This is a genomic window from Flavitalea flava, from assembly GCF_054461575.1.
This window is the reverse complement of sequence record NZ_JBTLQH010000068.1, coordinates 1-24,518: the sequence shown is the minus strand read 5'-3', so window position 1 is coordinate 24,518 and position 24,518 is coordinate 1. Positions and strand designations below refer to the sequence as shown.

Sequence of the window (24,518 nt, the reverse complement as noted above, 5' to 3'; positions counted from 1 at the left end):
AAAATCCTGTACCATTGTTGCCGAAAACGCTGCATTCATACTTGCCGAAAACTCTGCATTGTTAGTTGCCGATTACAATTGATCAAAAAATTATTTTATTTGATGCCAAAATTCTTAACATGATTAAATTTCGCACCTAACTGATTTAAATATCCGGTTTGAACAGAGATTTGCAACAAACACTGTGTATGATTTTCCTACAAGCCGCCTTGAATGGCGACCGTCATCATCCGGCAGTTCCTAAAACGGCCGATAAAATCGCGAAAGATGCCAAAGCAGCGATCGATGCTGGTGCGCACTCGATACATGTTCATGCCTTTGATAACAATGAGAAAGAAACATTAGATAGCATGTCATGTGCTCGGTTGTTGATAGCAATTCGGCAGTTATGTCCGGGAATTTCCGTGTCGCTAACGACTTCTGCAACAATTGAACCTGACCCTGATAAACGTCTGACCATTGTCAAAGCCTGGACGGAATTTCCAGATCTCGTTACTGTAAATCAAGGTGAAGAAGGCATCATCGAATTAAGCGATTGGTTGATCTCACGTGGCGTTGAGATAGAGGCAGGATTGCTCAGCGTTGACGATGCCAGGAAGTTCATTACTTCGCCCATTCGCAATAAATGTCGGCGTGTACTCATTGAACCTTTAGACACTGATCCGAACGAGGCACTGCGCAACGCTGCAATGATGGAAGAAATAGTTCTTAACGCCGGCATCATCCATGAGCAAGTTCATCATGGCTATGACATTGCATGCTGGGCGGTCAATAGGCGAGCGATCAATAGGGGACATGGTATTCGCACCGGTCTAGAAGATATTGCAGTTCTTCCTAATGGCCTTCCCGCTGAAAGCAATGCGCAGCTAGTGCTGACCGCAATGTTAATGATCAGTGGAGAAATAAGTTAGTGTGCACAATACTGTGGCTTGCAAGCTGAATCAAAAGTCCATTCTAACGTGTATTTTAAATAATTTACCTATCTAATCTCGTTTGTATGTATAACAGCAAATCAGTTAACAAGGTCACCTGTAAGTTTCCCTTGTTTTAAGCCCAATGGAGATGGAATTTCTAATAAAAAAGCCTTCCCTTCGAATGAATCTGAAGGCTTTCCTGTGGAATCCGCTTCCCAAAATTGTTGAAATGGGCAACTTCTTGCGGATAATTGACTTGCGGAGAGGGAGGGATTACTTCCGCTTCGCTTCAGTGATCCCCGAAAGGGGAGGCTTCAGACTAATTATTGAGGTTGCCGCACTACGTGCGCCATTTTTCATTCCCGTCCACTTTGGCGAGTAAACTCGCCACGTTCCCGGAAACGAAAAATGCTTCCGGCAAAGCCGGAAGCACCTCAATAATTAATCTGGCGGAGAGGGAGGGATTCGAACCCTCGATACAAGTTTAAGCTCGTATAACGGTTTAGCAAACCGGCCCTTTCGGCCACTCAGGCACCTCTCCGTATGAATTTCGAACTGAACACCGTTCACGAACTTCGTGCTGAACACTGTTAAGCCCTCGTTCCTACCCTTCGCTAGGCTCGGGTACATTCGTCACCTTCGTCTTTCTTTTCGAAGGGGATGCAAAAATAAAGATAAATTCCCTTTGAACCCAAAATGCCAGGTCTTTTTTTATAATCCATTTGTAACCATCGGTATTAAGGCCCCAAAATGCAAAAGACCCAAGCCGGTAAAGCCGGAATGGGTCTTTTGCATATAAATAATTAGTTTTTTCTGTTTGGCAAGGGTTTTCACCCTGGGACGGCAGGCTTACATAGCCGCCAACTGCACTTTTTGCTGTAATTCCATCACATTCTCGCGGAAAAGACTGTCGGTATCCATCAGATCCTTTACGGTCTGGCAGGAGTGGATGACCGTGGTATGGTCCCGTCCTCCGAAATGTTCTCCGATCGTCTTCAGGGAATTTTTGGTAAAAGCTTTGGCAAGGAACATAGTGATTTGCCTGGCCTGCACGATTTCTCTTTTGCGGGTCTTTTGCAGCAATTTGTCATATGACACATCGAAATATTCACAAACCATGCGTTGAATAGTCTCAATGGTGATCTCCTTACTGCTGGTTTTCACAAAATTACGGAGTACTTTTTTGGCCAATTCCAGATCAATTTCCCTCTTATTGAGCGAAGATTGTGCCAAAAGTGAGATCAGTGCGCCTTCCAGCTCCCGCACATTGCTGTTAATATTATAAGCCAGATACTTTACGACTTCCTTTGGCATCTCTAGCCCGTCGTTCTTCATCTTTCTTTCCAGGATCTCTATACGGGTGTCATAATCAGGCACTTGCAGATCGGCACTCAAACCCCAGCGGAAACGGCTTAATAGTCTCTCCTGTACGCCTTCCAGGTCTTTGGGAGGTTTGTCGGAAGAAAGGATCAGCTGCTTGCCGGACTGGTGTAAATGGTTGAAGATCGCGAAAAAGGCATCCTGTGATTTTTCAGCCCGGTTAAAGAACTGCACATCATCTATGATCAGGACATCCACCAACTGATAAAAATGGATAAAATCATTGATGGCATTATTGCGGCTATGATCGACGAACTGATTGATAAATTTTTCGGAGCTTACATATAATACTACCTTATTCTGATGGAGACGTTTGACTTCGTTTCCGATGGCCTGGGCCAAATGTGTTTTACCCAACCCAACTCCGCCATATATAACCAGGGGATTAAAAGAATTGGCTCCTGGTTTTTCGGCCACGGTTTTACCTGCGCGACGGGCAACACGGTTGCAATCGCCTTCGATAAAAGAATCAAACGTATGTATAGGGTTAAGTTGTGCATCGATCTGCATTTTCTTTAACCCCGGAATGACGAAGGGATTCTTAACAGGATTATTTATGATAAGTGGGAAATCCATTTCGTTATTAGAAAAAGTTTTATAACCATGTGCCGGCACATCCATCGTCAACGGTTTGTTCTGATGATTTCCACTGTCCACCATAATACGATATTCCAGTCTCGCATCTTTCCCCAACAAGCGCCGTAACGTCTTTGCCAATAAATTTACATAATGTTCTTCCAGGTATTCATAAAAGAACTGGCTGGGTACCTGAATCACCAAAATATTGCTTTTCAACTCGACAGGCCTGATCGGTTCGAACCACGTTTTATAATGCTGCCACTCTACGATGTCCTTGATTATTTCCAAGCAATTGATCCATACTTTTTCAAACGTTTTTGCCATTATACAGTAACCAATTTTTATGCCGATTTAAGAATTGTACTTTCTCAATTTTTCTACAAGGAATTGGATTCTAAAAAAGTTGCGCAGGGCGGCGAATATCAAAACTTTTTGTTGAATAAAAAATTTTTTATTCACTTCTTTTTTTCCTTTTAAATACAGTCCGTGTCCACAGTGATCTTTACCTATTTTTTTTTCCAAAACTCGCAACCAGCCTAAGAAAGACAAGACCTGTCAAAAATAATGCCCTACCGATTTCAGAACCTTTAAATCTTTAAAAAACCCCTTTTACTAAGACTTATACACATTCGTTCACATGCGGAACCGATTGCATTACAACCTCCCCAAGGGGCATTGAACAACAATTAAGGGATCCAGCATTCCAGAGTGGTTGACCTTGACAGGGTAGTTTGGGTGTACTTTGTAAGAAGAAAGAATACATAAGCTTCGAGGTGAACGAACCTTTCTTCATATAAGTAGAGTTTTTTGAGAAGTAAATGAAGATAACAAATAATTTGATTTTGTTTTGATATCCCTGAACTTTTTTTCAAAAAATGAGCAGGATATTTTTTGGGTATTTATTTGCCCAAAAAAAATATTTTATTCAGGGAAAGTGGGTAGTCAAACTAACCAGGGTAACCTCCTGTTTATAAATGACATACTCTCATAAATCGCTTTTTGTTATGGACTATTCTTTCCGACACGCACGAGATAATTACACTATCTTTGCCCTCCTTTAGTTTTTTTACGTTTTTAGGTTAACTGCCTGACACGATGAGACAAACCATTCAATTAAAATTACTTCCGGCACAGGCCTCCGATAACGGATCCATTCGGGAACATGCAGCCCAGGCTGCTGGCTGTCCTTTAACAGATATCACTGGTTTTGATCTGCTCAAAAGATCCATCGACGCCCGCGGCAGGCAACCTCATATCATACTCACCGTTCACGTATATATACGTGAACCTTACCAGGCACCGATCCTACAACATATTTCTTTTCCCGATGTATCAAAGTCGGAAAAAAAAGTCATTATCATTGGTGCCGGTCCTGCCGGGTTATTTGCTGCCCTTAAACTGATCGAAAAAGGCATTCGCCCTATCCTGCTGGAAAGAGGGAAAGACATTCGGTCCCGGCGAAGGGATCTTGCCCTCCTTAATAAGGAAGGGATTATCAACCCCGAAAGCAATTATTGTTTCGGAGAGGGCGGTGCTGGAACCTACAGCGATGGTAAATTATATACCCGAAGCAATAAGAGGGGAGACATTCAACGGATACTTAACCTCTTCGTCCAATTCGGAGCCGATCATTCTATCCTGATTGACGCCCATCCGCATATTGGGACCAATAAACTGCCAGGGATCATTCAGGCCATGCGTCAACAGATCCTGGATAGCGGCGGTCTTTTCCTTTTTGAAAAGAAAGCGGTAGACTTTGTATTACAATCGGACCGTATTCAAAAGGTGGTTACCGCGGATGGGGAGATTTTCGAAGGAGAAGCCATCATTTTGGCAACAGGCCATTCCGCCAGGGATATCTTTCATCTGCTTCATCGGAAAGAAATAGAGATCAGCGCCAAACCTTTCGCTTTGGGTGTACGCATAGAACACCCCCAGCAATTGATCGACAGCCTTCAATATCATTGTCCGGTCAGGGGAAACGACCTGCCTCCTGCTTCCTATAGTTTGGTGGAACAAATTGACCGGAAAGGGGTATTTTCCTTTTGTATGTGTCCAGGCGGTATCATTGCCCCTGCCTCTACCGCCGATGGCGAACTGGTGGTCAATGGCTGGTCTCCCTCAAAAAGAAATAATCCTTATGCCAATTCCGGGATTGTGGTCAGCGTGGAGGAAAATGAAATGAAAGCCTTCAGTGAACATGGACCGCTGGCCGCTCTTTATTTCCAGCAAAGCGTAGAACAAAAAGCCTTTCAATTGGGGGGAGGAAAATTCGTAGCCCCGGCTCAACGGATGGCTGATTTTGTGGCCAAAAAGATATCCTCCAGCCTGCCATCCTGTTCCTATTTACCGGGACTTCAGAGCGCTCCCTTGGGAGAGGTGTTGCCCCCCTTCGTATACCATGCCCTCCGCCAGGGTTTTACCGCATTCGGAAAAAAGATGAAAGGCTATTTTACGAATGAAGCCGTAATTGTGGCTACAGAATCACGTACATCCTCTCCCGTACGTATTCCCCGGGACCCCATTACGCTCCAGCATCCGCAAATAAAAAATCTCTACCCCTGCGGGGAAGGCGCCGGCTATGCCGGAGGAATCGTGAGTGCCGCGATGGATGGAGAAAGAGTAGTGGACGCTTTGCAGCTGTAAGATCAGGCTTATTAATCGGTCTTGCAGCTTATTGCAGTTTTACTGTTCTGGCGATCAATAATTTTTTTTCTATTAATTTACATTTCCGATAGTCCTTGAATTCTGCCTTGCATGCCTTTTGTTCTTTTTTCTCCAAAGGAGCGTTCAGCAGGCTGTTAAGATCAGGCTTGCCGGCATCGACCCAGGCCGTGTACCAGAAATCGGAGATCGTACCGGCAGATCCGAGCAATTGTTCATTGATCGTTTCCCCCAGCGCTGCACCATAGGCTATTGCAAAAGCAGGCGTATAAACCCGCGTTTGTTTGCCATAACGCGTTTCGATATGAAATTTGGCAGAGTCGGCAAATTGTCCGGATATTTCTTTCTCCTTATTAAATACGTCCGAAAGAAGGGATTGTGTATGCCGGATAACGCTCCAAATAGAGAATGCCGGATCGGGCAGATAACGGGCTTTATGTCTGTCATGCAACAGGTAATGCTCCAGTTCCAGGTCAGGAACGGTGGATTCCCATAAGGAGTGCAGCCCTTTCTGCCCGGTCAGTTGTCCGTCATAATTAATAGAGACATGCAAAGGGACATGTGCGTCTCCAATATAATGGCCCAATTCGGTCGCGTAATATACGATACTATCCCGGTCCCTCATACGCATAGCGTGCGTCAGTTGTTCCTTTACTTCCACTACTACATAAGGTACAATACCGTATTTTTTTAACGTGTCCCAGGTATAGATCCGAATGGCGTCCTCTTTATGCAAAGGCATTTTCCAGGCAGCCGAATCGCCATAAGCTTCCAGATCGATAAAATGTCTTGGTTCCTCGGCAGGAAGAGCGTTTCGCCGGATATCCGGGCGAACAGAGCCGCGGACCAGGGAATCTTTATTTTTCCAGAAGAAAGCGCGCATAGGTGCAGGTAATTGATAGATAGCCAGCTGGTTCACAGTGCGGTGAACCAGGAAGCCCCAGCTGCTGCAGCCCAAAAGGATGAGGACAAGGAAAACACCGCCAGCCGGTCTTTGGAATAACCTGCCACGGAAAAAAATTGCTTTTATAAATTGCCTGTTCTCCTTTTTTTTTGTCCGCATGGTGCCTGTTTTCGCAAAAATCAGTCAAAAATTCAGTACCTGGCCTATATAGCCCGATAATAATTTTTTGATAACAAAGACAGCCTGCTTTCGTAACAATTGAACTGCCCGGGCGACAAACTGTATATTTGTTGGGTAAACTATCCATATGGACATCCTGCAGATAAAGGATCTGAAAAAGAACTTCTCCACCCAAAGGGCAGTGGATTCGATAAGTTTCTCACTGGCCAAAGGATCAATTTTTGGTTTATTAGGGCCTAACGGAGCAGGTAAGACAACCCTGATCCGGATGATCACCGGCATCTTTTATCCGGACGAGGGGGAGATCCTCTTTGAAGGAAGGCCCTTCGATCCTGTCAATGACATCGTTCATATAGGTTATATGCCGGAGGAACGTGGGCTCTACAAAAAAATGAAGATAGGAGAACAAGCCGTTTATCTGGCAGAGCTAAAAGGGCTGGGTAAACACGAGGCTACCCAAAAAGTAAAGGAATGGTTTGTCAAATTCGAGATGGAAAGCTGGTGGAACAAAAAAGTGGAGGACCTCAGCAAAGGAATGGGACAGAAACTGCAGTTTGTAATAACCGTTCTGCATGAACCCCGGCTGATCATTTTGGATGAGCCATTTAGCGGGCTCGATCCGGTGAACACTAATCTTATAAAAGATGAAATCTATAACCTGGCCCGGAAAGGCAGCACCATTATCTTCAGTACACATAGGATGGAACAGGTGGAAGAAATCTGCGATCATATTATCCTGGTCAACAAAGGACAGAAGATCCTGGATGGAACCGTAGCGGGGGTAAAACAGGAGTTTAAAGAAAATCTTTTCAGCATTGGCCTGGAGCCTTCCACAGAAGGTAATAGCATATCCGGGACGCAGCCCCTGAATGTTTGTCCGGCCTTCCTGCTGGTTGGAAAAAAGGAGGACCAGTTGATCGTGAAAATCCGGGAAGGCTACCGGACCAATGACGTACTGGAATATTTTATTGGACAGGGAAGGAACATCACTTCTTTCACGGAGATCCTTCCTTCTTTAAACGATATTTTTATCAGGCTGGTAGAAGGAACTCCCCTCTCCCGGCAGTTTATTCCTGTATAAAAAAATTACGATGAACAAGATCTGGCTCATTACCAAACGCGAATATCTCACCCGGGTCCGTAACCGAACCTTCCTGCTGTCGACTTTTCTCCTGCCCCTGATGATCGTTTTGTTCATAGCAGGCTCGGCCTTACTGTCCATGCAGGGGAAGACCCGGCATCGTATAGCCGTCATTGATCCCAATCATTATTTGAAAGATTATCTGAAAAGCGATTCCTCGATCAGTTTTGATTTTTCCGCAGCATTGGATACCCTGAATTATGAAAAAAAAGGTTGCACGGCCATACTGATTATGCCGGTTCTTCAGGAAGATGACCGGACAGCCATTCGTCTTAAATATAAAAAACAATTGGGATTGGTCGGCGCCAGTGATCTGGAAGGACGTATTCGCAGCGCAACCGCCGACTACCTGATCTTCGAGAAGACTAATATCAGCCGGTCAAAACTGGATTCGATCCGGGCCGGATCAGAGAAGATGGAACTAAAAAGTTTTGAAGACAATGGTAAAACTTCCAAGGCGTCCAGTCAGGGGCTTTCTTATGGCATTGGTTATGCCAGCGGCCTGCTGATCTATATACTGACCTTTATCTATGGTGCAGCCGTGATGAGAGGAGTTATGGAAGAAAAAACCAACCGAATAGCCGAGGTGATCGTAAGCTCTGTAAAACCCTTTCAATTAATGATGGGGAAGATCACCGGAATCGGAGCTGTTGGTCTGACCCAATTCCTGTTATGGATCATCTTACTAACGGGCCTGGCTTTCCTGGCCATGGGTTTGATCCCGCATGACACCCTGAAGGAGGTCCAGCAAATGCAGGGATCCGGCCCGATGGGCAATCCTTCTGCAGCAAAAGCCGCAGAATCGGCCCATTGGATCTTCAAGGCCACCAATGTTTTGAGTACGGTCAACTGGGGCTTGATCCTGGGCTGTTTCCTTTTCTATTTTATCGGCGGATACCTTTTTTATTCTTCACTTTTTGCCGCCGTAGGAAGCGCAGTGAACGAAGACCCGCAGGAAGCGCAATCCCTGATGCTGCCGATAACTATGCCGGTCATATTCTCTTTTATTGTCATGTCTATTGCCGTACAGGACCCGGGAAGCACCCTGGCCGTTTGGGCAAGTATTATTCCCTTCAGTTCTCCGATCGTGATGATGGCCAGAATCCCTTTTGGGGTACCCGGCACCGTACCCTGGTGGCAGTTAGGGCTTTCCATGTTATTACTGATCCTGGGTTTCCTGTTTACCGTCTGGATGGCCGGCAAGATTTACCGTACTGGCATCCTGATGTATGGTAAAAAACCAACATGGAAAACCATGTGGAAATGGGCCTTTAAAAAGAACTGATGTTTGCCCAAGGGAATTTGCTGAAATAAGAATTTTTGTAAATACAATCTTCCCCCAAAACAAACAACCCACGGGTCTGTTAGGCCGAACACGCCTATTATTAAGTTTTTTGCTCTAAGGATTTTTTTTAAGTGCCCCTTAATATTACTTTACAAAGCTCACCAACAACAGACCACGGGTCTGTTAGGCCGTAAGGCCCATCATTAGCGTATGTTGTTGGCGGGGTTATTTTTTTCAAAAACCCCAGCCAACAACATACCACTAAAATAGTATTGCCCACCTCCGATTTAGTCCTTACATTGACCCCCATTGATCAGCAGACCAAAGGCCGGTCATCAGGCGCGGTATCTAAACGGAGCACAAATGGGCAAGAAAGCATTGGTCATTAACGGCGGTATTTCCAGGGGGGCATTTGCGGTAGGAGCGGTAAAAAAAATCTTTGAAAGCCAGCCCGGCCTGGACTTTGACATCCTGGTAGGCACGGGAGTGGGTTCCCTTGTCATCCCTTTTGTCGCTCTTCGGGAAATAGATCCGCTGATCGAGATCTTTACGACCAAACATAACAAGGACATCGTCAAAAAATTTACCTTGTCCGAACGCATCAAAGAAGCATCTATCCTGGACGCCACTCCGTTCTGGGGACTACTGGATCAATATTATACCCATGAACGCTGTAATCGGCTGGTCTACACCGGTAAAGAATTGTATTTTAATACAGTATGTCTGCAGACGCATGAACTGACCGTCATTTCAAATAAGATCCATCCGGCCGTTGCTAACCGCTTTGCCTGCCGAACCATTGAAACCTATGACCAGTTCCTGCGTACGTTGCTGGCCTCATCCTGTCAGCCGGTCCTGCTCCCTCCCATCACCATATTCCCTGGAGAAGAGCCTGTCAGGCAGTATATGGATGGGGGTGACCGGGAATTTGCCGGCATCGACATAGCCATTGCCAGCGGAGCCGAGGATATTTATTTACTCATGCTGACGCCTGCCATACCGGAGCCTGACAATAAAGAATACAAAGATCTTTTTTCGATCCTTCAAAAGACCCTGGATATTTTCACGACGGATCCGAAAGACAATCATCACATTCTTCCCAATCTGTTCAATGAAGGCCTGCAATATATCGAAGCCGTCCAAACGAATATGCGCAATATGGGCATACCGGAAGAAATAATTACAGCATCGTTTGCGAAGGGTCAGACTGGCAATCCATTTTACAACAGGAAGCCGGTGCGGCTGCATATTATCCGGCCTGACCATTACCTTGGCGGAGGGCCGGATGGTTTGAGCTTCGATCCGGTTACCATGCAGGATATGCTGATCAAAGGCGAAGAAAAGACGGCCGAATATTTCGCCGGAAATTTTCCGCAGACAAAGGAGGGCTCAGCCGAAGAAAAAATAACGACATAACGGGCCTTAATGATGAATGGTGAATTACCGTGAGGAGCCGGTGCAACATTTCGCCAAATCGCACGTATTTTTATACGAAATAAGTCGTAAACGCAAATGATATAAGATCAACATAGTTTTAGCCTCATGTGTAGTAGAAATAAAAACGGGACTGTTCTCAGTCCTGTTTGTTTATCAGCTTGCCTGGAGGAAACGCAGCAAGGGGAATTCAGCATTATTCGATTCCATATCTTCCGGAAGAAATTCTACGTTCAATTTTACCGCCACTCTTTCTTTGATCGTTATATTAGGGCGTTTGCAGGGCTGGTATCCCTTTTTATCGAATTTAACCGTGACGGGCATGGCAGGTAATTGCGGGAACCGGAAATAACCGTCTGCATCGGTCAATACTTCCTTCGAATTATTGGTACCCGGAAGCACAGCCGATACGGTTACTCCTGACAAAGGTTTTTTGGTGGTGGCATCAGTTACAAATCCGTGTAAAATTCCTTCAGGTTTTCCCGAGTCGGCCCTGGAACATAAAGCAAGCGGAATGATCAGCAGTAAGAACAGCAGTCTTTTGATGGTGATGGAGTATTTGGTGGATCCCATACAACAGTTTTTTAAAAGTTTCCAGCCTTTCAGATTCAGGCATATGACTTTACAATCATCTGCCGGGTATTGTTCATCCGGCCGGTTTGTTCTGTACTGATAACAAATTTAAGCTTTGAAGAGCGAAGAATCGCCTGAAGGACCGTTTCTTTTAGGTTAAGTAAACAGGGGACCAGGGCCAGGATCGGCATGTTGCCTATAGGTCCCTAAAGATCAAGTAATTAATTGATTCCCGGCGTCAGGAAAATTCATAAGTATACCCAATTACCCCGGCTTACATCAGGACTCGCCGAGATCGATCTCGGTATTATCGCCGATATTCAGGCTGCGGGATTCCCCTTTGACCTCCGTATCACTGCCGATCAGAGAATGGGTGAGGACGATATCGTACAGATCGGCGAAGGAACCTATTATAGAATCTTTAATAATGGAATAATTGATCCGGGTCTTTTCTCCAATGGCTACATTGGGTCCGACGATGGAATTGCGGATATCGCAGCCGGGAGCAATGCTTACCGGTTGAATGATGATGGTATTTTCAAACTGGTGATCCGGAGCAATCGATCCTCCGAACTTCTTGAGCAATTTGGCATTGGACTCCAGCAGCGTTTCTTTTTTTCCGCAATCGAACCAGTTCTGGACTTTAAAAGACTGAAACCTCACTCCACTACGGATCATACATTCAATCGCATCCGTCAGGTTATACTGGCCGTAACTGGTAAGCTGATTGCGTATATTGTTTTCCAGGCAGGCAAAAAGACTGGTGCTCTCTTTGATCCGGTAAATCCCTACCAGGGCCATATTCGTTTTTGGGATTTGCGGTTTTTCCACCACCAGGCTGATACTGCCATCATCCTCGATCTCGGCAACCCCGAAATTACGGGGATCGTCTACCCGCTTAACTCCCAGGAGGGAATGGGGAATATTGAGAACCTCTTTTACATCATATTCGCAGATGGTATCACCTAATACGATAAAGATCTCGTCTTCCCCGACGATATCTTTAGTCAGCAAAACGGCATGTCCTATCCCTTTGCGTTCGTTCTGGTAAACAAAATGAACCGTTAACTGGGGATATTTCTGTCTGACATAATCCTGGATCTTTTCGCCAAGGTAACCAACAATGAAAATGAATTCGTTGATCCCAGCCTCCATCAATTGGTCGACAATAATAGAAAGTATAGTTCTTCCTGCTAATGGGATCAGAGCCTTAGGTTGAGTATAAGTATGCGGACGTAATTTTGTTCCAGCGCCAGCTACGGGAATGATCGCTTTCATCCGTTTATATTATTTTTTATCAGCCGGACGGGTCTTGCCAAGCCAGAATTTGCGATGTCTTTCGGTTTTACCGCAAATTTTGGATCAGAAGATTCCTCCGTGTAGTGTTTTCGTTTAATCGGCTATGGATTTTATCAGATCGGTCCTTTACTATTTATTCCTTTTAAAGGATAGTAAAATTCTAATCGGATGGGTCTGCCTTTAAAAATTAATGAAATAAACGCGTGTAAAATAGTGAATTTTATTGTTTTCCCATTTATTTACATTTTTCTCTCTCTGCGACACCGTACTAAAAAACTTTAGCGCCCCGGTCTGAAGGATGGCTTCCGGGCCGGTTACACCCTGGTCAATCCAAATTGAATGCCGGATCTCCTGCCAAAATTTCAAAAATTGGCAGGAGGTTTAGCAGAGGTTTAAAATTCTTAAGCTAAATTTGCGCCATGCAAAGAGATACCTTGGTTTTTGACCTCATTCGCAAAGAACTGGATCGCCAGCGTCATGGCATTGAATTGATTGCTTCGGAAAATTTTACCTCCCTGCAGGTCATGGAAGCTATGGGTACGGTATTGACCAATAAGTACGCCGAAGGTTATCCCGGCAGGCGTTATTATGGCGGTTGTGAGATCGTGGATCAGACCGAACAACTGGCCATCGACCGTCTGAAACAGATCTTCGGGTGTGAATATGCCAACGTGCAACCCCATAGCGGGGCACAAGCCAATGCAGCCTTATTACTGGCCATCATCCAGCCGGGTGATACAATCCTGGGATTAGATCTGAGTATGGGCGGCCATTTGACCCATGGTTCCCCCGTCAATTTCTCCGGTAAACTTTATCGTCCTGTTTTCTATGGTGTTAAAAAGGAAGACGGCCGTGTAGATTACGACCAGATGGAAAAAGTGGCCCACGAGCACAAACCCAAGGTGATCATCTGCGGTGCTTCCGCTTACAGCCGTGACTGGGATTATGCCCGGATCCGGAAAATAGCCGATAGCATTGGTGCTTTTGTGATGTGCGATATGGCCCATCCGGCCGGTCTGATCGCCAAAGGGTTGCTCAGCTCGCCTTTTGATCATTGTCATTTTGTTACCTCCACTACGCATAAAACCCTTCGCGGCCCCAGGGGCGGCTTTATCCTGATGAAAAAGGATTTCGACAATCCCTTTGGTCTGAAAGATGTCAAAGGGAATATCCGCCCGATGAGCAACCTCCTCGATATGGCTGTTTTCCCCGGAACACAAGGCGGCCCGCTGGAACATGTGATTGCCGCCAAGGCAATTGCCTTTGGAGAGATCCTGTCCGATGAATTCACCGTTTATGCCAAACAGGTCATAGCCAATGCCCAGGCAATGGCAAAAGTATTCCTGGAAAAAGGCTATAACATTGTATCCGGCGGTACGGACAATCATCTTTTACTGATCGATCTGCGTAATAAGAATATAAGCGGCAAAAAAGCCGAGATTGCTTTAGGAAAGGCAGAGATCACCGTGAACAAGAATATGGTGCCATACGATGATAAAAGTGCCTTCATTACTTCAGGTATCCGTGTCGGTGTTCCCGCCATCACTACCCGCGGAATGAAAGAAACGCATATGGCAGCCGTTGTCGATCTGATTGACAGGGCCCTGGTGAATGCAGAAAATGAAGAAGCGCTGGCTGCTCTTCGCGGGGAAGTAAATACCTTTATGAAACAATTCCCCTTGTATCCGGAACTGGGATAAGGGAAAGCCGCAAGCTGTTTAAATTTATCGATATGCTACAAAGAATCCAAACACTCTGGCTGCTGCTGGCTACGACCTGCGCGGTGCTTACCCTGAAGTTCTCCTTTTTCAGCGGTAACAAACCCGGACAAGGGCCTGCAGTAACGCCGGCGGTAGTTCCTGCCACGCAATTCAAATACCTTACGGCCACCAGTAATATCATTTTGCTGATCATTACGGTAGCGATCATTGTCGCTACCCTGGTAAATGTCTTTAACTATAAGAACAGGAAACTCCAGATGCGTATAACCCTGGTTCTTCTCCTGGTGTCTCTGCTTAATATTTTTATTTATTTCCAGCAGTCCAAAAACTTCATAGAAGGCAATTATGACCTGACAGCCTTCCTCGCATTCGCCATTCCTGTATTTTTCTTCATGGCTTCCAGGGGCATCTACCGAGATGAGAAATTAGTCCGGAGTACGAACAGGCTTAGATAGCCCTTACTGGTAAAACCTTATTGATAAACTCTTACTGAAAAACCGAAACAAACCCGAAAAGAAATAATTCAAAAATATTCTTGAATTTATTTTAAAAGAACGAACATTCGTTTATCTTTGCTTTCATAACCATCGATATACAGGTATCATGCGACAAAAAGACGACCAGAAGGAAATGATTATCAGGGAAAAGGCAATAGAAATGATCGTGAAGGAAGGGTTTGACGGATTAAGCATGAAAAAACTAGCCAAAGAGGCCAGCCTTTCTGCATCTACCATCTATATCTATTTTGAAAACAGGGAAGACCTGCTGAATAAATTGTATGCCCAGGTGGAAGCGGTATTTGAGCAGGAAGCCCTTAAGAATTTCGATCCGGAAATGAGTTTTAAAGAAGGGTTGTGGATTCAATGGATGAACCGTTATGCCCACATAAAAAAATACCCTGTTCATTTTCATTTTTCCGAACAATTCAGGAACTCTCCGCTTATCAACGGTCAGACGAATAAGGAAACTACTCCTTTTAGAAAAAACATGCAGCAATTTTTCAATAACGCGATAAAAAGAAAAGAACTCCTTAACCTGGATCCGGAAATTTTTTGGGCTATGGCATACGGACCTTTTTATATCCTCCTGAAATTTTATTTGACAAAAGGGAATATGGCCGGTAAACCCTTTATTTTAAATGAGGAGAAACTAAAACTGACATTTGACCTGGTGCTTAGATCTCTTACCCCTTAACCTTTTCAAACAAAATAAAATGAACCTGAATCACCTCAACCTGAGCGTAAAAGATGTCCCGTCAACCAGGACCTTTTTTGAAACTCATCTGGATTTTATATGCGCAGACACTAAACCCAACGACACCCTTTCCGTATTGACCGGGCCGGACGGATTCATATTGGTCCTCATGAACCAGCGTCTTAATGAAAAGGGCAATCATGGTTATCCCGATGCTTTTCATATTGGATTTTATCTGCCAGGCGAAGCAGAAGTTCGCGAAATGTATGGTAGACTGAAGATCGCCGGTATCACCCTGGAGCAGGAGCCCCAGCGAATGCGCAAAAATTTCGGTTTTTATTTTCATACTGACGTCTTATTGATTGAAATAACCTGCATCGTAAAAGAATAGGCCTCATCCCACAAAATGTTTTCGCCACAACAAACAAAAATGATATGACAGCACCTGATAAATCTTTTAAGCCGATAGGCTGGTACCTTAAAGAAGCCGATGCCCTGATAACCCGGTTTTTTAATTCTTCTCTTGAGAATTCCGGCATAACACGGTCTCATTGGCAGGTAATAAAAACCATCGCCGACGAGGGGCGTCTGAACAAAAAAGAATATTACCGAAGAGTCAATAGATTCCTGACAGAACAGGAATTAGAGCATATCCTTTTCTCCCTGCTTGAACGGGGTTGGCTGCTCTTAGATAAGGAAGATTATTTTTTTACGAATACCGGTAAGATTGAATTTGAACGCGTCGAAACCATACAGAACCAGAACAGGGAAAAAATGCTGGCCGGCACCAAACCAAATGATTATTATACGACGCTGACCTTTTTAAGCCTGGTCATAAAGAACCTGGGAGGAACAGTTTAAAGGACGAGTTACTTACAGGTCGACCTTTTTCAGGACGATACCACCTGTATAGCTATTTAGGATTACGCTTTCAAAAGCACCGGACACTGGTTGTATCGGAAACGGACACCTGGCAAGAAAAGTCCTTTACAAACACTTGTTCCTCAATAGGTAATAAAAAGGCATCCGCTTTGTGTAATTTGGAGGTATGCTAAAAAACTATCTCCGTATTGCCTTCCGTAACCTATGGAGGCACCGGGCATTTTCCTTTCTTAATATCATGGGGTTGACCGTGGGCATGGCGGCCTGTTTCCTGGTCTTTCTCTATGTACATTTCGAGTCAACCTATGATCAGTTTCATTCCAAAGCGGATAATATTTACCGTTTGGTATGCGATATAAAGACGCCCACCGAGACGATCAATTCTTATGTCACCTCCGCTCCGATGGCGATCAATATCAAAACGGACTTTCCGGAAGTAGAAAATATCGTTCGGGTCAACCCGGCCAGCCTGCTGGTAAGGAAAGGGGATATCAAATTCCAGGAAGAACGAACCCTGTTCGCCGATTCCGCCATATTCAGCGTATTCGATTTCCCCCTGATACATGGAGATCCCCGGACGGCTCTCCGGGAACCGTTAAGCATTGTCCTTTCCCAAACCGCAGCAAAGAAATATTTTGGCGGGGGTAACCCTGTCGGACAGGTGGTCCTGTTGACTGATGGTAGTTTTAATGCCACCGTAACGGGAGTCATGAAGGATATGCCGGAAAACTCCCAGCTCAAAGCCGATATGCTGGTCTCCATGGCAACCAACAAACGATTCGATTCCGCGTTTGACAGACATTGGGGAAATTTCGGATGGACGTCTTATCTCCTGTTGAAACCGCATACCGATCCCAAACTGCTGGAGAAAAAATTCCCGGCTTTTCTGGAAAAACGGGATGGACCGGAAATGAAACAACAGCAGATGTTTTTTACCCTGTTTCTGGAGCCATTGAAGGACGTTTATTTAAAATCCAAACGCGGTGGCCCGGAGACAGGTAATATGAATAATGTTTATGTATTTTCCATTGTCGGCATTTTTATTCTGCTGATTGCCTGTATCAATTTTATCAACCTGACAACAGCCCGGTCTACTGAACGTGCGAAAGAAGTGGGAATCCGTAAAGTGATCGGAGCCGAAAGAGGACAGCTTACCGGCCAGTTCCTGGGTGAATCCGTCCTGCTTTGTCTAGTAGCCTTTGTATTGACTGTTTTCCTTTGCATCCCCTTGTTGAGCCTGTTCAATAACCTTTCCGGCAAGATCATCAGCACAGGCATCCTTCATCATCCTGGCTATATTGGCATGTTGTTCTTAATCGCCATCGGCATTGGCTTGTTGGCGGGCGCCTACCCTGCCCTGGTTTTATCAGCCTTTCAGCCCATTACGGTATTAAAAGGACGCTTTGCCACTGGTGTAAAGGGACTTATCCTGCGCAAAGGATTGGTGATCACACAATTCTCCATATCCATCGGGTTGATCGTTGCGACGCTTATCGTGTACCGGCAGCTCCATTATATGCGCAGCCAGGACCTGGGATTCAGTAATGATCAAATGATGGTCATCGATTCCCATGGCGATAATCACCGTGAAGCCCTTAAGCAGGAAATAACCACCCTACGCGGCGTCAAAGCAACGACGATGTCTTCCAGTATTCCCGGAGGTCAAAACCCCGGCGCTTATTCGCAGATACAGAACCAGAAAGGTGATATGCAGATCGCCAACCTGGACCTGTACTTTGTCGACTTTGACTATATCGGTCAATATAAAATTAAATTACTGGCAGGGCGTAGCTTCTCCCGTGATTATATTACGGACACGACAAAATCCATGATCCTGAATGAGAGCGCCGTAAAATTATTCGGTTATGCTTCACCCCAGGCCGCAATTGGCAAACGGTTTTCCCAATGGGGAAGGGAGGGACAGATCATCGGAGTCGTTAAAGACTTTCACTTCCGGTCCTTACAGGAGCCTATCAAACCACTAAGCCTGCGCATAGAACCGGAAGGATGTAGCTTAATATCAGTAAAGGTTTCTGCCAGGGATCTGACCGCTACCGTAGCGGCCATTGAAGGCAAATGGAAAAAAACCATTCCTTACCGTCCGTTCAACTATTATTTCGCTGACGAGTTCTTCAACCGCCAGTATCGTTCGGAAGATCGTTTTGGCGGCTTGTTCCTTAACTTTTCCATACTAGCCATCTTTATTTCCTGCCTGGGTCTTCTCGGCCTGGCTTCTTACAGCACCATACAGCGGACCAAAGAAATAGGCATTCGCAAAGTATTGGGCGCAAGTGTTACCGGTATCGTCAATCTTTTATCGCTTGAATTCCTCAAACTGGTAGGCATCGCCTTCCTGATCGCGACTCCGGTGTCCTGGTATTTTATGAATAAATGGTTAAAAGATTTCACCTACCGCGCTGGGATTACCTGGTGGTTATTCGCCGCTGCCGGCGGTCTTGCGCTGCTTATCGCTTTACTGACCATCAGTTTCCAGGCGATCAGAGCGGCGGTTACCAATCCGATCAAAAGCTTGCGAACGGAATAGTCTTTTTTTCACACACGAGTTCATACAGAAAGGGCTGAAAATTTTTCAGCCCTTTCTTGTTTTTTTTCGAAAGTCTTCCAGTCTCTACTACTCCCCCTTTAGGGGGTTGGGGGGATAATCATTTTTGACATTTGACTAGTTCCTTTCTGTCGCAAAAGTGTTTCTATAATAACCATCAAAAAGGGCTGAATTGGAAAAATATCAAAATTTATACAAAACTTCACAAAAAGTGAAGTTTCTTGTTTAACTTTATAATTGTACCAAGTGAAAATTCGATTAATTAAGGAAAAAACCATAATAAAATACGTTGTTTCCAATTCCTGAAGCAGAGCTCCGTTTAGAATATGGCTTGCAAATTTGAAATATGCTGATTGGGTGGAGCTGATATAATGTCCTTGTATAATACAGCAGATCTTTTAGGAAATGGAAGTAAGAGAGTGGTTTTTGATATTGGAGGGAATAATTATAGAATGATATGCAAATATTGGTTTGGAAAGACAAAAATTCATTTATACATAAAATGGATCGGCACACACGCTGAATATGATATTCTATGTAAAGCTAAAAAGCAATATACAATTAGCCAACATTAAAAAAGCAACCATGGACACATTAAAATATAAAGTTATAAAATCAGAAGCGCAATATGACAAGTATTGTATGGTTCTGGAAGAATTGTTGGACAAGTCTTCTAAAAGTAAATTAATAAATGACGAAATTGAATTAATTACCTTACTCATTGAAAAATGGGATGAGGAGCATAACCCATTTGATGATGCTGATCCAGTAGAAATATTAAAGTCCTTAATGAAAGACCACAAAATAAAATCTGTAGAACTGGCATCTTTACTAGAAGTTAGTGAAGGACTAGTTTCTGATATTCTAAATTATAAAAAAGGATTTTCAAAGGAAACTATACGGATTCTAGCTACTCGGTTTAAACTTAGTCAGGAGGCATTCAATAGGCCTTACAAATTAGTAACATCTTTAAACCCTGAAAAAAAAGATACCCGAATTATAAATACGGCAAAAAAACGGACCAATGCCATTTAATTTTTTTCAACCTTTTTTATTTTTTCGAAAGTCTTCCAGTCTCTCCTGCTCCCCCTTTAGGGGGTTGGGGGGATAAATCTTCCCGTATAACTCTCTTTCACTTTTTTTAATCCTGCTGGGATTCCTGTATATACCAGGTTCCCTCCTTCGTCGCCGGCTTCGGGTCCGAGATCGATGACCCAATCGGCGGAACGGATCACATCCGTATTATGTTCGATGACCAGGATGGAATGGCCCTGATCGATAAGTGCATTAAAAGAAGTGAGTAGTTTTTTGATATCATGAAAATGAAGACCGGTAGTAGGTTCGTCAAAAATGAAGAGGATATGTCCCTGTGCTTTTCCTTTACCCAGGAAAGAAGCCAGTTTTACCCGTTGGGCTTCTCCACCGGAAAGGGTATCGGATGACTGTCCCAGTTTGACATAACCCAGACCGACATCGCTTAACGGTTTTATTTTCTGCAGGATCTCTTTTTCGTCCCTGAAAAATTCGAGGGATTGATCCACGCTCAACTCCAGTATCTGGAAAATATTTTTTTCCTTATAGGTCACTTCCAGCACCTCGTCCTTGAACCGTTTGCCGCCACAGACGTCACAGGTCAGGTGAACATCGGCCAGGAATTGCATTTCCACGACCTGTTCGCCTTCTCCTTTACAGGCATCGCATCGCCCTCCATCTACGTTAAAGGAAAAATGTTTGGGCTGGAAACCCCGCATCTTGCTGAGCCCCTGACGGGAATAGAGATCGCGGATCTCATCGTATGCCTTTATATAAGTGACGGGATTGCTACGGGATGATTTGCCGATGGGGTTCTGATCCACCAGTTCGATCTGGGACAAATAATCGATATCTCCTTTGATCGCCCTGTTCAGACCCACTTTTTCACCGGGCTCCCCTTTGATCTTTTGCAGACCAGGATACAGGATCTGCCGGACGAGGGTGGTCTTTCCGCTGCCGCTGACGCCGCTTACTACACAGAGCAAACCCAATGGGAATTCAACGGTGATATCTTTTAAATTATTCTGCCTGGCGCCTTCCACGATTATGGAACGGCTCCAACTCCGGTGGGTCTTAGGCGGAACGATCTGTAATTCTCCCTTTAGGTATTTACCCGTCAGGCTTTCTTTGTTGGCAATCAGTTCATCATAATTTCCGGCAGCGACCACTTCTCCACCCAAATGACTGGCAAGTGGTCCCATATCGATAATATGATCGGCTTCCCGCATCATCATTTCATCATGTTCCACCACCACAACTGTATTGCCCAGATCGCGCAAGTCCTTCAACACAGAGATCAGGCGTTCGGTATCCCGGGAATGAAGACCGATAGAAGGCTCGTCCAGGATATAGAGGGAGTTGGTCAGGTTGGAACCCAGTGAACGGGTCAGCTGAATACGTTGACTTTCCCCTCCGCTGAGGCTATTGGCCAACCGGGCCAGGGTTAGATAACCCAGACCTACATCCATGAGCGTTTTCAACCGTTGACGGATCTCGATCAGGATACGTTTGGCAATCTGCTGCTGGTGCGGTTCCAGTTCCAGTTCATCGAACCATTTTACCAGGTCCCGTACAGAGATCTCACATAATTCCCCGATATGTTTACCGGCTACCTTTATATATAGGGCTTCTTTCCGCAGACGGTATCCCTCGCAATCCGGGCAAGGGGTGCGGCCGCGGTAACGGGACAAAAGCACCCGGTACTGGACCTTGTATAAATTCCTTTCGACCTCCGCAAAAAAATCGTTGATCCCGTTGACATGTTCGTTGCCTTCCCAAAGCGTTTTGACCTGTTGTTTGGTCAGATCGAAAAAGGGCTTATGAACGGGGAAATCAAATTTTTTGGCAGCTTTGACAAAGGCATCCTTCCAGGCAACCAGTTTTTCCCCTTTCCAGGGAGCGACGGCTCCTTCATAAACACTTAATCTTTTGTCCGGGATGACCAGATCGGCATCGATTCCTAATACCTGGCTGAATCCTTCACAGGTTGGGCAGGCCCCAAAAGGGTTATTAAAAGAGAAAAGGTTCGGGACCGGTTCTTCGAATTGAATACCGTCCAGCTCAAACCGATTGGAGAATCCCAGCCTTTTGTCCCCGTTCACCTCCAGTTGCATCTCTCCTTCGCCTTCATAAAAGGCAGTACCCACGGAATCCGAGATCCGGTGCTGATCATCTTCATCGAAGTCCTTGACTACCAGGCGATCGATCAGTACATAAACACCGGATTTTATAATCCGGGTTCCGGATTCTGCCGTCTCCAATCCCTCTCCATTATTATTGTCTTCTTTTAAAGCCTGTTTTGCAGCTTTTGGGCTTGTCGTCTTAGCCGCTTTCTGACTTGTTTTACTTCCATTCTTTCCTTTGGCCGTTCCTCCTTCCGTTCCTGAAAAACCTGAAACAGCGGAGGCTCCCGGAAGAGAACCTGCCAACCGGGTTTCGAGTTCTTTATCCGGCATTTCCAGCAGCTCCTCGATCCGAAGGGTTTCGCCACCGGCTGAAACATAGACCCGGGCGAACCCTTTTTGCAGTAATATGTTCAGTTCTTCTTTGGTCTTCCGGTTCCTATGTTGTTTAAAGGGGGTGAGAATGAGTACCTTATCCCCTTTTTCCAGGGAGCTGATCGCTGCCACCACATCACCCACATCATCTTTTTTGACCGGGCGGCCGGAAATGGGAGAGTAGGTTCTTCCGGCACGGGCAAACAACAGACGCAGATAATCATAGATCTCGGTCATACTTCCCACGGTAGAACGCGGGGTCCGGGTGATCACCTTTTGTTCGATTGCGATGGCAGGACAGAGACCTTTGATATAATCCACATCGGGTTTGTCCATCCGGGCCATGAATTGCCTGGCGTAAGCACTGAGGCTTTCCGCATACCGGCGCTGGCCTTCCGCAAATAAGGTATCGATGGTTAAAGAAGACTTTCCGGATCCGGAGACCCCGGTGACGACCACCAGCTTATTACGGGGGATCTCCACATCGATATTCTTCAGATTATGGACTCTTGCCCCTTTGATGAAAATAGAATCTGTTTGGGACGGAACCACTAATTTCTCTTTTACCTGCTTTTTAACTTTACCCGTTATACTCATATTAATAATGCCCTGTAAGATGAAGACAATTATAAAATTACCAATTTCCTTAGCAAACCTACATTAAAATCAACATATACAATCCATGAAATTTATCCGGCCTATTATTAACAGGATGCCGTCAGAATTGTTCCACGGTCGCCTGAGTTTTCTTCATCCGGTCTTCCGGTATCGAAGATTATCAACAACCAGGGTTATCAACATTATAATTATTGTAATGGAAATGGGTTGGGATCAAAAAAGACAAAAGCCGATCCTTAAAGGTAGGATCGAAACCAGTTTCTCATTCCGGTCCGATTGTTGCCTAAAATGGGAAACAATTACAAAGGGCTGTGGATGTTCGTTGGAGTTTTTGTCTTCAGGATCCCAAAAATAACTGTTCCAACAAATTAGGATGGATGATAGGACAAATTTATGGGGCTGTTTTAACGATTTATGCTGTTAACGAAGAATTAAAAAACAAAAAAATTCCCAGAATGTTGTTTTTTCCAAAAATTGTATATCTTTAAATCCTATTTGTGCACAATCTTATAAAATTGTGCATAACTCAAAAAAAAGTAAATTTTAACCTAAACTTATCGTCTATCGACTGAAAACTTCTACACAGAAAAACCGAACCATCTTTTAAAATCCAACACGTATATCCTATCACCTTTAAAAAACCCGTAGAAGTTTATGACATTGCTACGCAAAAAAACCGACCACGAACTTATCCATTCATTCCGTGATGGCGACCTGTATGCTCTGGAAGCATTAATCATTCGCCATAAGGATAAGCTTTTTACCTCCATTCTCTTCCTGGTAAAAGACAAATATCTTGCCGAAGATATTTTCCAGGACGTTCTCATCAAGATTATCGACACCATCCGCGGAGGCCGTTACACAGAAGAAGGAAAATTCCTTCCCTGGGCTATGCGCATCGCACACAATCTGTGCGTGGATCATTTCCGGAAAGTCAAACGTACGCCTGCTATCAAAACAAGCGATGACAGGGACATTTTCGAAGTTATCCATTTCACCGAAGAAGGCGCCGATACCAAGATGATGAAACGCCAGAGCCATGACAGGGTCCGTCAAATGCTGGACCTGCTCCCCGAAGATCAACGAGAAGTGATCATTCTTCGTCATTATGCCGATCTGAGTTTTAAAGAGATCGCATCGTTGACAAACTGCAGCATCAATACTGCCCTGGGCCGTATGCGCTATGGTTTAATCAACCTTCGCAAGATGATGACAGAAAAGAAGATCGCCCTGTAAAAAAATGTAACTGTAGTTTGGGTACGAAGCATGCTGCAGGAATTTTTTAAAAATCTTTAACTACTTAAGAAACGGGGAACGGATAAGAACCGCTAACTTTACGAAGTGAGAGATCAAAAAAAATATTCAGAAAGTTCCCGCCTCAATAAAGGTGGGAACTTTTTTTCCAACTCTTTGTCATTCTGGCTCTCCATCCGATGAAAAGCACTTGCCCTTAGTCTGTCGGAAGGCTGAGACAGAATGACGCCTAATTAAAAAAAGGGTCGCTATTGTAAAATATAGCGACCTTTTTTTAATTGTCTTATGTCTGGGCCTATTGGCCGGCGCCTCTTAGGGCGCCTTGGTAAAAAAAGGGTCGCTATTGTAAAATATAGCGACCTTTTTTTAATTGTCTTATGTCTGGGCCTATTGGCCGGCGCCT

19 protein-coding genes and 1 tRNA gene are annotated in these 24,518 nt (G+C 44.7%); 14 read left to right on the top strand and 6 right to left on the bottom strand.

The window, feature by feature from the left end:
- The first annotated feature begins 158 nt into the window (after positions 1 to 158).
- Entirely contained in the window at positions 159 to 911 is a 753-nt protein-coding gene (locus ACX0G9_RS29950; protein ID WP_459068670.1) for a 3-keto-5-aminohexanoate cleavage protein, read from the top strand.
- Positions 912 to 1,361: 450 nt separating this feature from the next.
- Here ACX0G9_RS29950 and ACX0G9_RS29945 read toward each other — a convergent pair.
- Positions 1,362 to 1,455, bottom strand: a tRNA-Ser gene (locus tag ACX0G9_RS29945).
- A gap of 308 nt (positions 1,456 to 1,763) precedes the next feature.
- On the bottom strand, positions 1,764 to 3,197 hold the full coding sequence (gene dnaA / locus ACX0G9_RS29940; protein ID WP_459068669.1) for a chromosomal replication initiator protein DnaA: 1,434 nt from the start codon (positions 3,195 to 3,197) through the stop codon (positions 1,764 to 1,766).
- 771 nt (positions 3,198 to 3,968) lie between these two features.
- On the opposite strand from dnaA, the gene ACX0G9_RS29935 reads away from it, so the two are divergent.
- Positions 3,969 to 5,519 carry an NAD(P)/FAD-dependent oxidoreductase gene (locus ACX0G9_RS29935; protein WP_459068668.1) on the top strand — a complete coding sequence of 517 codons (1,551 nt, stop codon included), beginning with the start codon at positions 3,969 to 3,971 and terminating at the stop codon, positions 5,517 to 5,519.
- A gap of 28 nt (positions 5,520 to 5,547) precedes the next feature.
- On the opposite strand, the gene ACX0G9_RS29930 is transcribed toward ACX0G9_RS29935, so the two are convergent.
- On the bottom strand, positions 5,548 to 6,600 hold the full coding sequence (locus ACX0G9_RS29930) for a zinc dependent phospholipase C family protein (RefSeq protein ID WP_459068667.1): 1,053 nt from the start codon (positions 6,598 to 6,600) through the stop codon (positions 5,548 to 5,550).
- A gap of 148 nt (positions 6,601 to 6,748) precedes the next feature.
- Here ACX0G9_RS29930 and ACX0G9_RS29925 point away from each other — a divergent pair, with 148 nt between their 5' ends.
- From ACX0G9_RS29925 to ACX0G9_RS29915, 3 genes are all read left to right on the top strand, one after another.
- A complete protein-coding gene (locus ACX0G9_RS29925; protein ID WP_459068666.1) occupies positions 6,749 to 7,702 on the top strand; it encodes an ABC transporter ATP-binding protein in 954 nt (317 codons plus the stop codon).
- A gap of 10 nt (positions 7,703 to 7,712) precedes the next feature.
- Positions 7,713 to 9,047, top strand: a complete 1,335-nt coding sequence (locus ACX0G9_RS29920; RefSeq protein ID WP_459068665.1) for an ABC transporter permease — start codon at positions 7,713 to 7,715, stop codon at positions 9,045 to 9,047.
- Positions 9,048 to 9,410: 363 nt separating this feature from the next.
- Entirely contained in the window at positions 9,411 to 10,463 is a 1,053-nt protein-coding gene (locus ACX0G9_RS29915; RefSeq protein WP_459068664.1) for a patatin-like phospholipase family protein, read from the top strand.
- A 174-nt stretch (positions 10,464 to 10,637) separates the two neighbouring features.
- On the opposite strand, the gene ACX0G9_RS29910 is transcribed toward ACX0G9_RS29915, so the two are convergent.
- Positions 10,638 to 11,054, bottom strand: a complete 417-nt coding sequence (locus ACX0G9_RS29910; RefSeq protein WP_459068663.1) for a carboxypeptidase-like regulatory domain-containing protein — start codon at positions 11,052 to 11,054, stop codon at positions 10,638 to 10,640.
- Positions 11,055 to 11,333: 279 nt separating this feature from the next.
- Positions 11,334 to 12,332: a sugar phosphate nucleotidyltransferase gene (locus ACX0G9_RS29905; protein WP_459068662.1), complete on the bottom strand. Its 999-nt coding sequence runs from the start codon at positions 12,330 to 12,332 to the stop codon at positions 11,334 to 11,336.
- A gap of 440 nt (positions 12,333 to 12,772) precedes the next feature.
- Between ACX0G9_RS29905 and ACX0G9_RS29900 the strand changes: the two genes are divergently transcribed.
- The 8 genes from ACX0G9_RS29900 (at position 12,773) to ACX0G9_RS29865 (ending at position 19,748) form a co-directional block, all read left to right on the top strand.
- Positions 12,773 to 14,053, top strand: a complete 1,281-nt coding sequence (locus ACX0G9_RS29900) for a serine hydroxymethyltransferase (RefSeq protein ID WP_459068661.1) — start codon at positions 12,773 to 12,775, stop codon at positions 14,051 to 14,053.
- 32 nt (positions 14,054 to 14,085) lie between these two features.
- Complete coding sequence (locus ACX0G9_RS29895) at positions 14,086 to 14,529, top strand: DUF4293 domain-containing protein (RefSeq protein ID WP_459068660.1); 444 nt, start codon at positions 14,086 to 14,088, stop codon at positions 14,527 to 14,529.
- 148 nt (positions 14,530 to 14,677) lie between these two features.
- The gene (locus tag ACX0G9_RS29890; protein WP_459068659.1) at positions 14,678 to 15,268 is read left to right on the top strand and encodes a TetR/AcrR family transcriptional regulator; all 591 of its coding nucleotides are present in this window, start codon (positions 14,678 to 14,680) and stop codon (positions 15,266 to 15,268) included.
- A 19-nt stretch (positions 15,269 to 15,287) separates the two neighbouring features.
- Positions 15,288 to 15,659: a VOC family protein gene (locus ACX0G9_RS29885; RefSeq protein ID WP_459068658.1), complete on the top strand. Its 372-nt coding sequence runs from the start codon at positions 15,288 to 15,290 to the stop codon at positions 15,657 to 15,659.
- 44 nt (positions 15,660 to 15,703) lie between these two features.
- A complete protein-coding gene (locus ACX0G9_RS29880; RefSeq protein WP_459068657.1) occupies positions 15,704 to 16,129 on the top strand; it encodes a hypothetical protein in 426 nt (141 codons plus the stop codon).
- A gap of 187 nt (positions 16,130 to 16,316) precedes the next feature.
- The gene (locus tag ACX0G9_RS29875) at positions 16,317 to 18,695 is read left to right on the top strand and encodes an ABC transporter permease (RefSeq protein WP_459068656.1); all 2,379 of its coding nucleotides are present in this window, start codon (positions 16,317 to 16,319) and stop codon (positions 18,693 to 18,695) included.
- 389 nt (positions 18,696 to 19,084) lie between these two features.
- Positions 19,085 to 19,288: a type II toxin-antitoxin system HigB family toxin gene (locus ACX0G9_RS29870; RefSeq protein ID WP_459068671.1), complete on the top strand. Its 204-nt coding sequence runs from the start codon at positions 19,085 to 19,087 to the stop codon at positions 19,286 to 19,288.
- Between the two features lie 10 nt (positions 19,289 to 19,298).
- The gene (locus tag ACX0G9_RS29865; protein ID WP_459068655.1) at positions 19,299 to 19,748 is read left to right on the top strand and encodes a helix-turn-helix domain-containing protein; all 450 of its coding nucleotides are present in this window, start codon (positions 19,299 to 19,301) and stop codon (positions 19,746 to 19,748) included.
- Between the two features lie 56 nt (positions 19,749 to 19,804).
- Here ACX0G9_RS29865 and uvrA read toward each other — a convergent pair whose 3' ends face one another.
- Entirely contained in the window at positions 19,805 to 22,840 is a 3,036-nt protein-coding gene (gene uvrA, locus ACX0G9_RS29860; protein ID WP_459068654.1) for an excinuclease ABC subunit UvrA, read from the bottom strand.
- A gap of 675 nt (positions 22,841 to 23,515) precedes the next feature.
- Here uvrA and ACX0G9_RS29855 point away from each other — a divergent pair.
- Positions 23,516 to 24,097: an RNA polymerase sigma factor gene (locus tag ACX0G9_RS29855; protein WP_459068653.1), complete on the top strand. Its 582-nt coding sequence runs from the start codon at positions 23,516 to 23,518 to the stop codon at positions 24,095 to 24,097.
- Positions 24,098 to 24,518 lie beyond the last annotated feature (421 nt).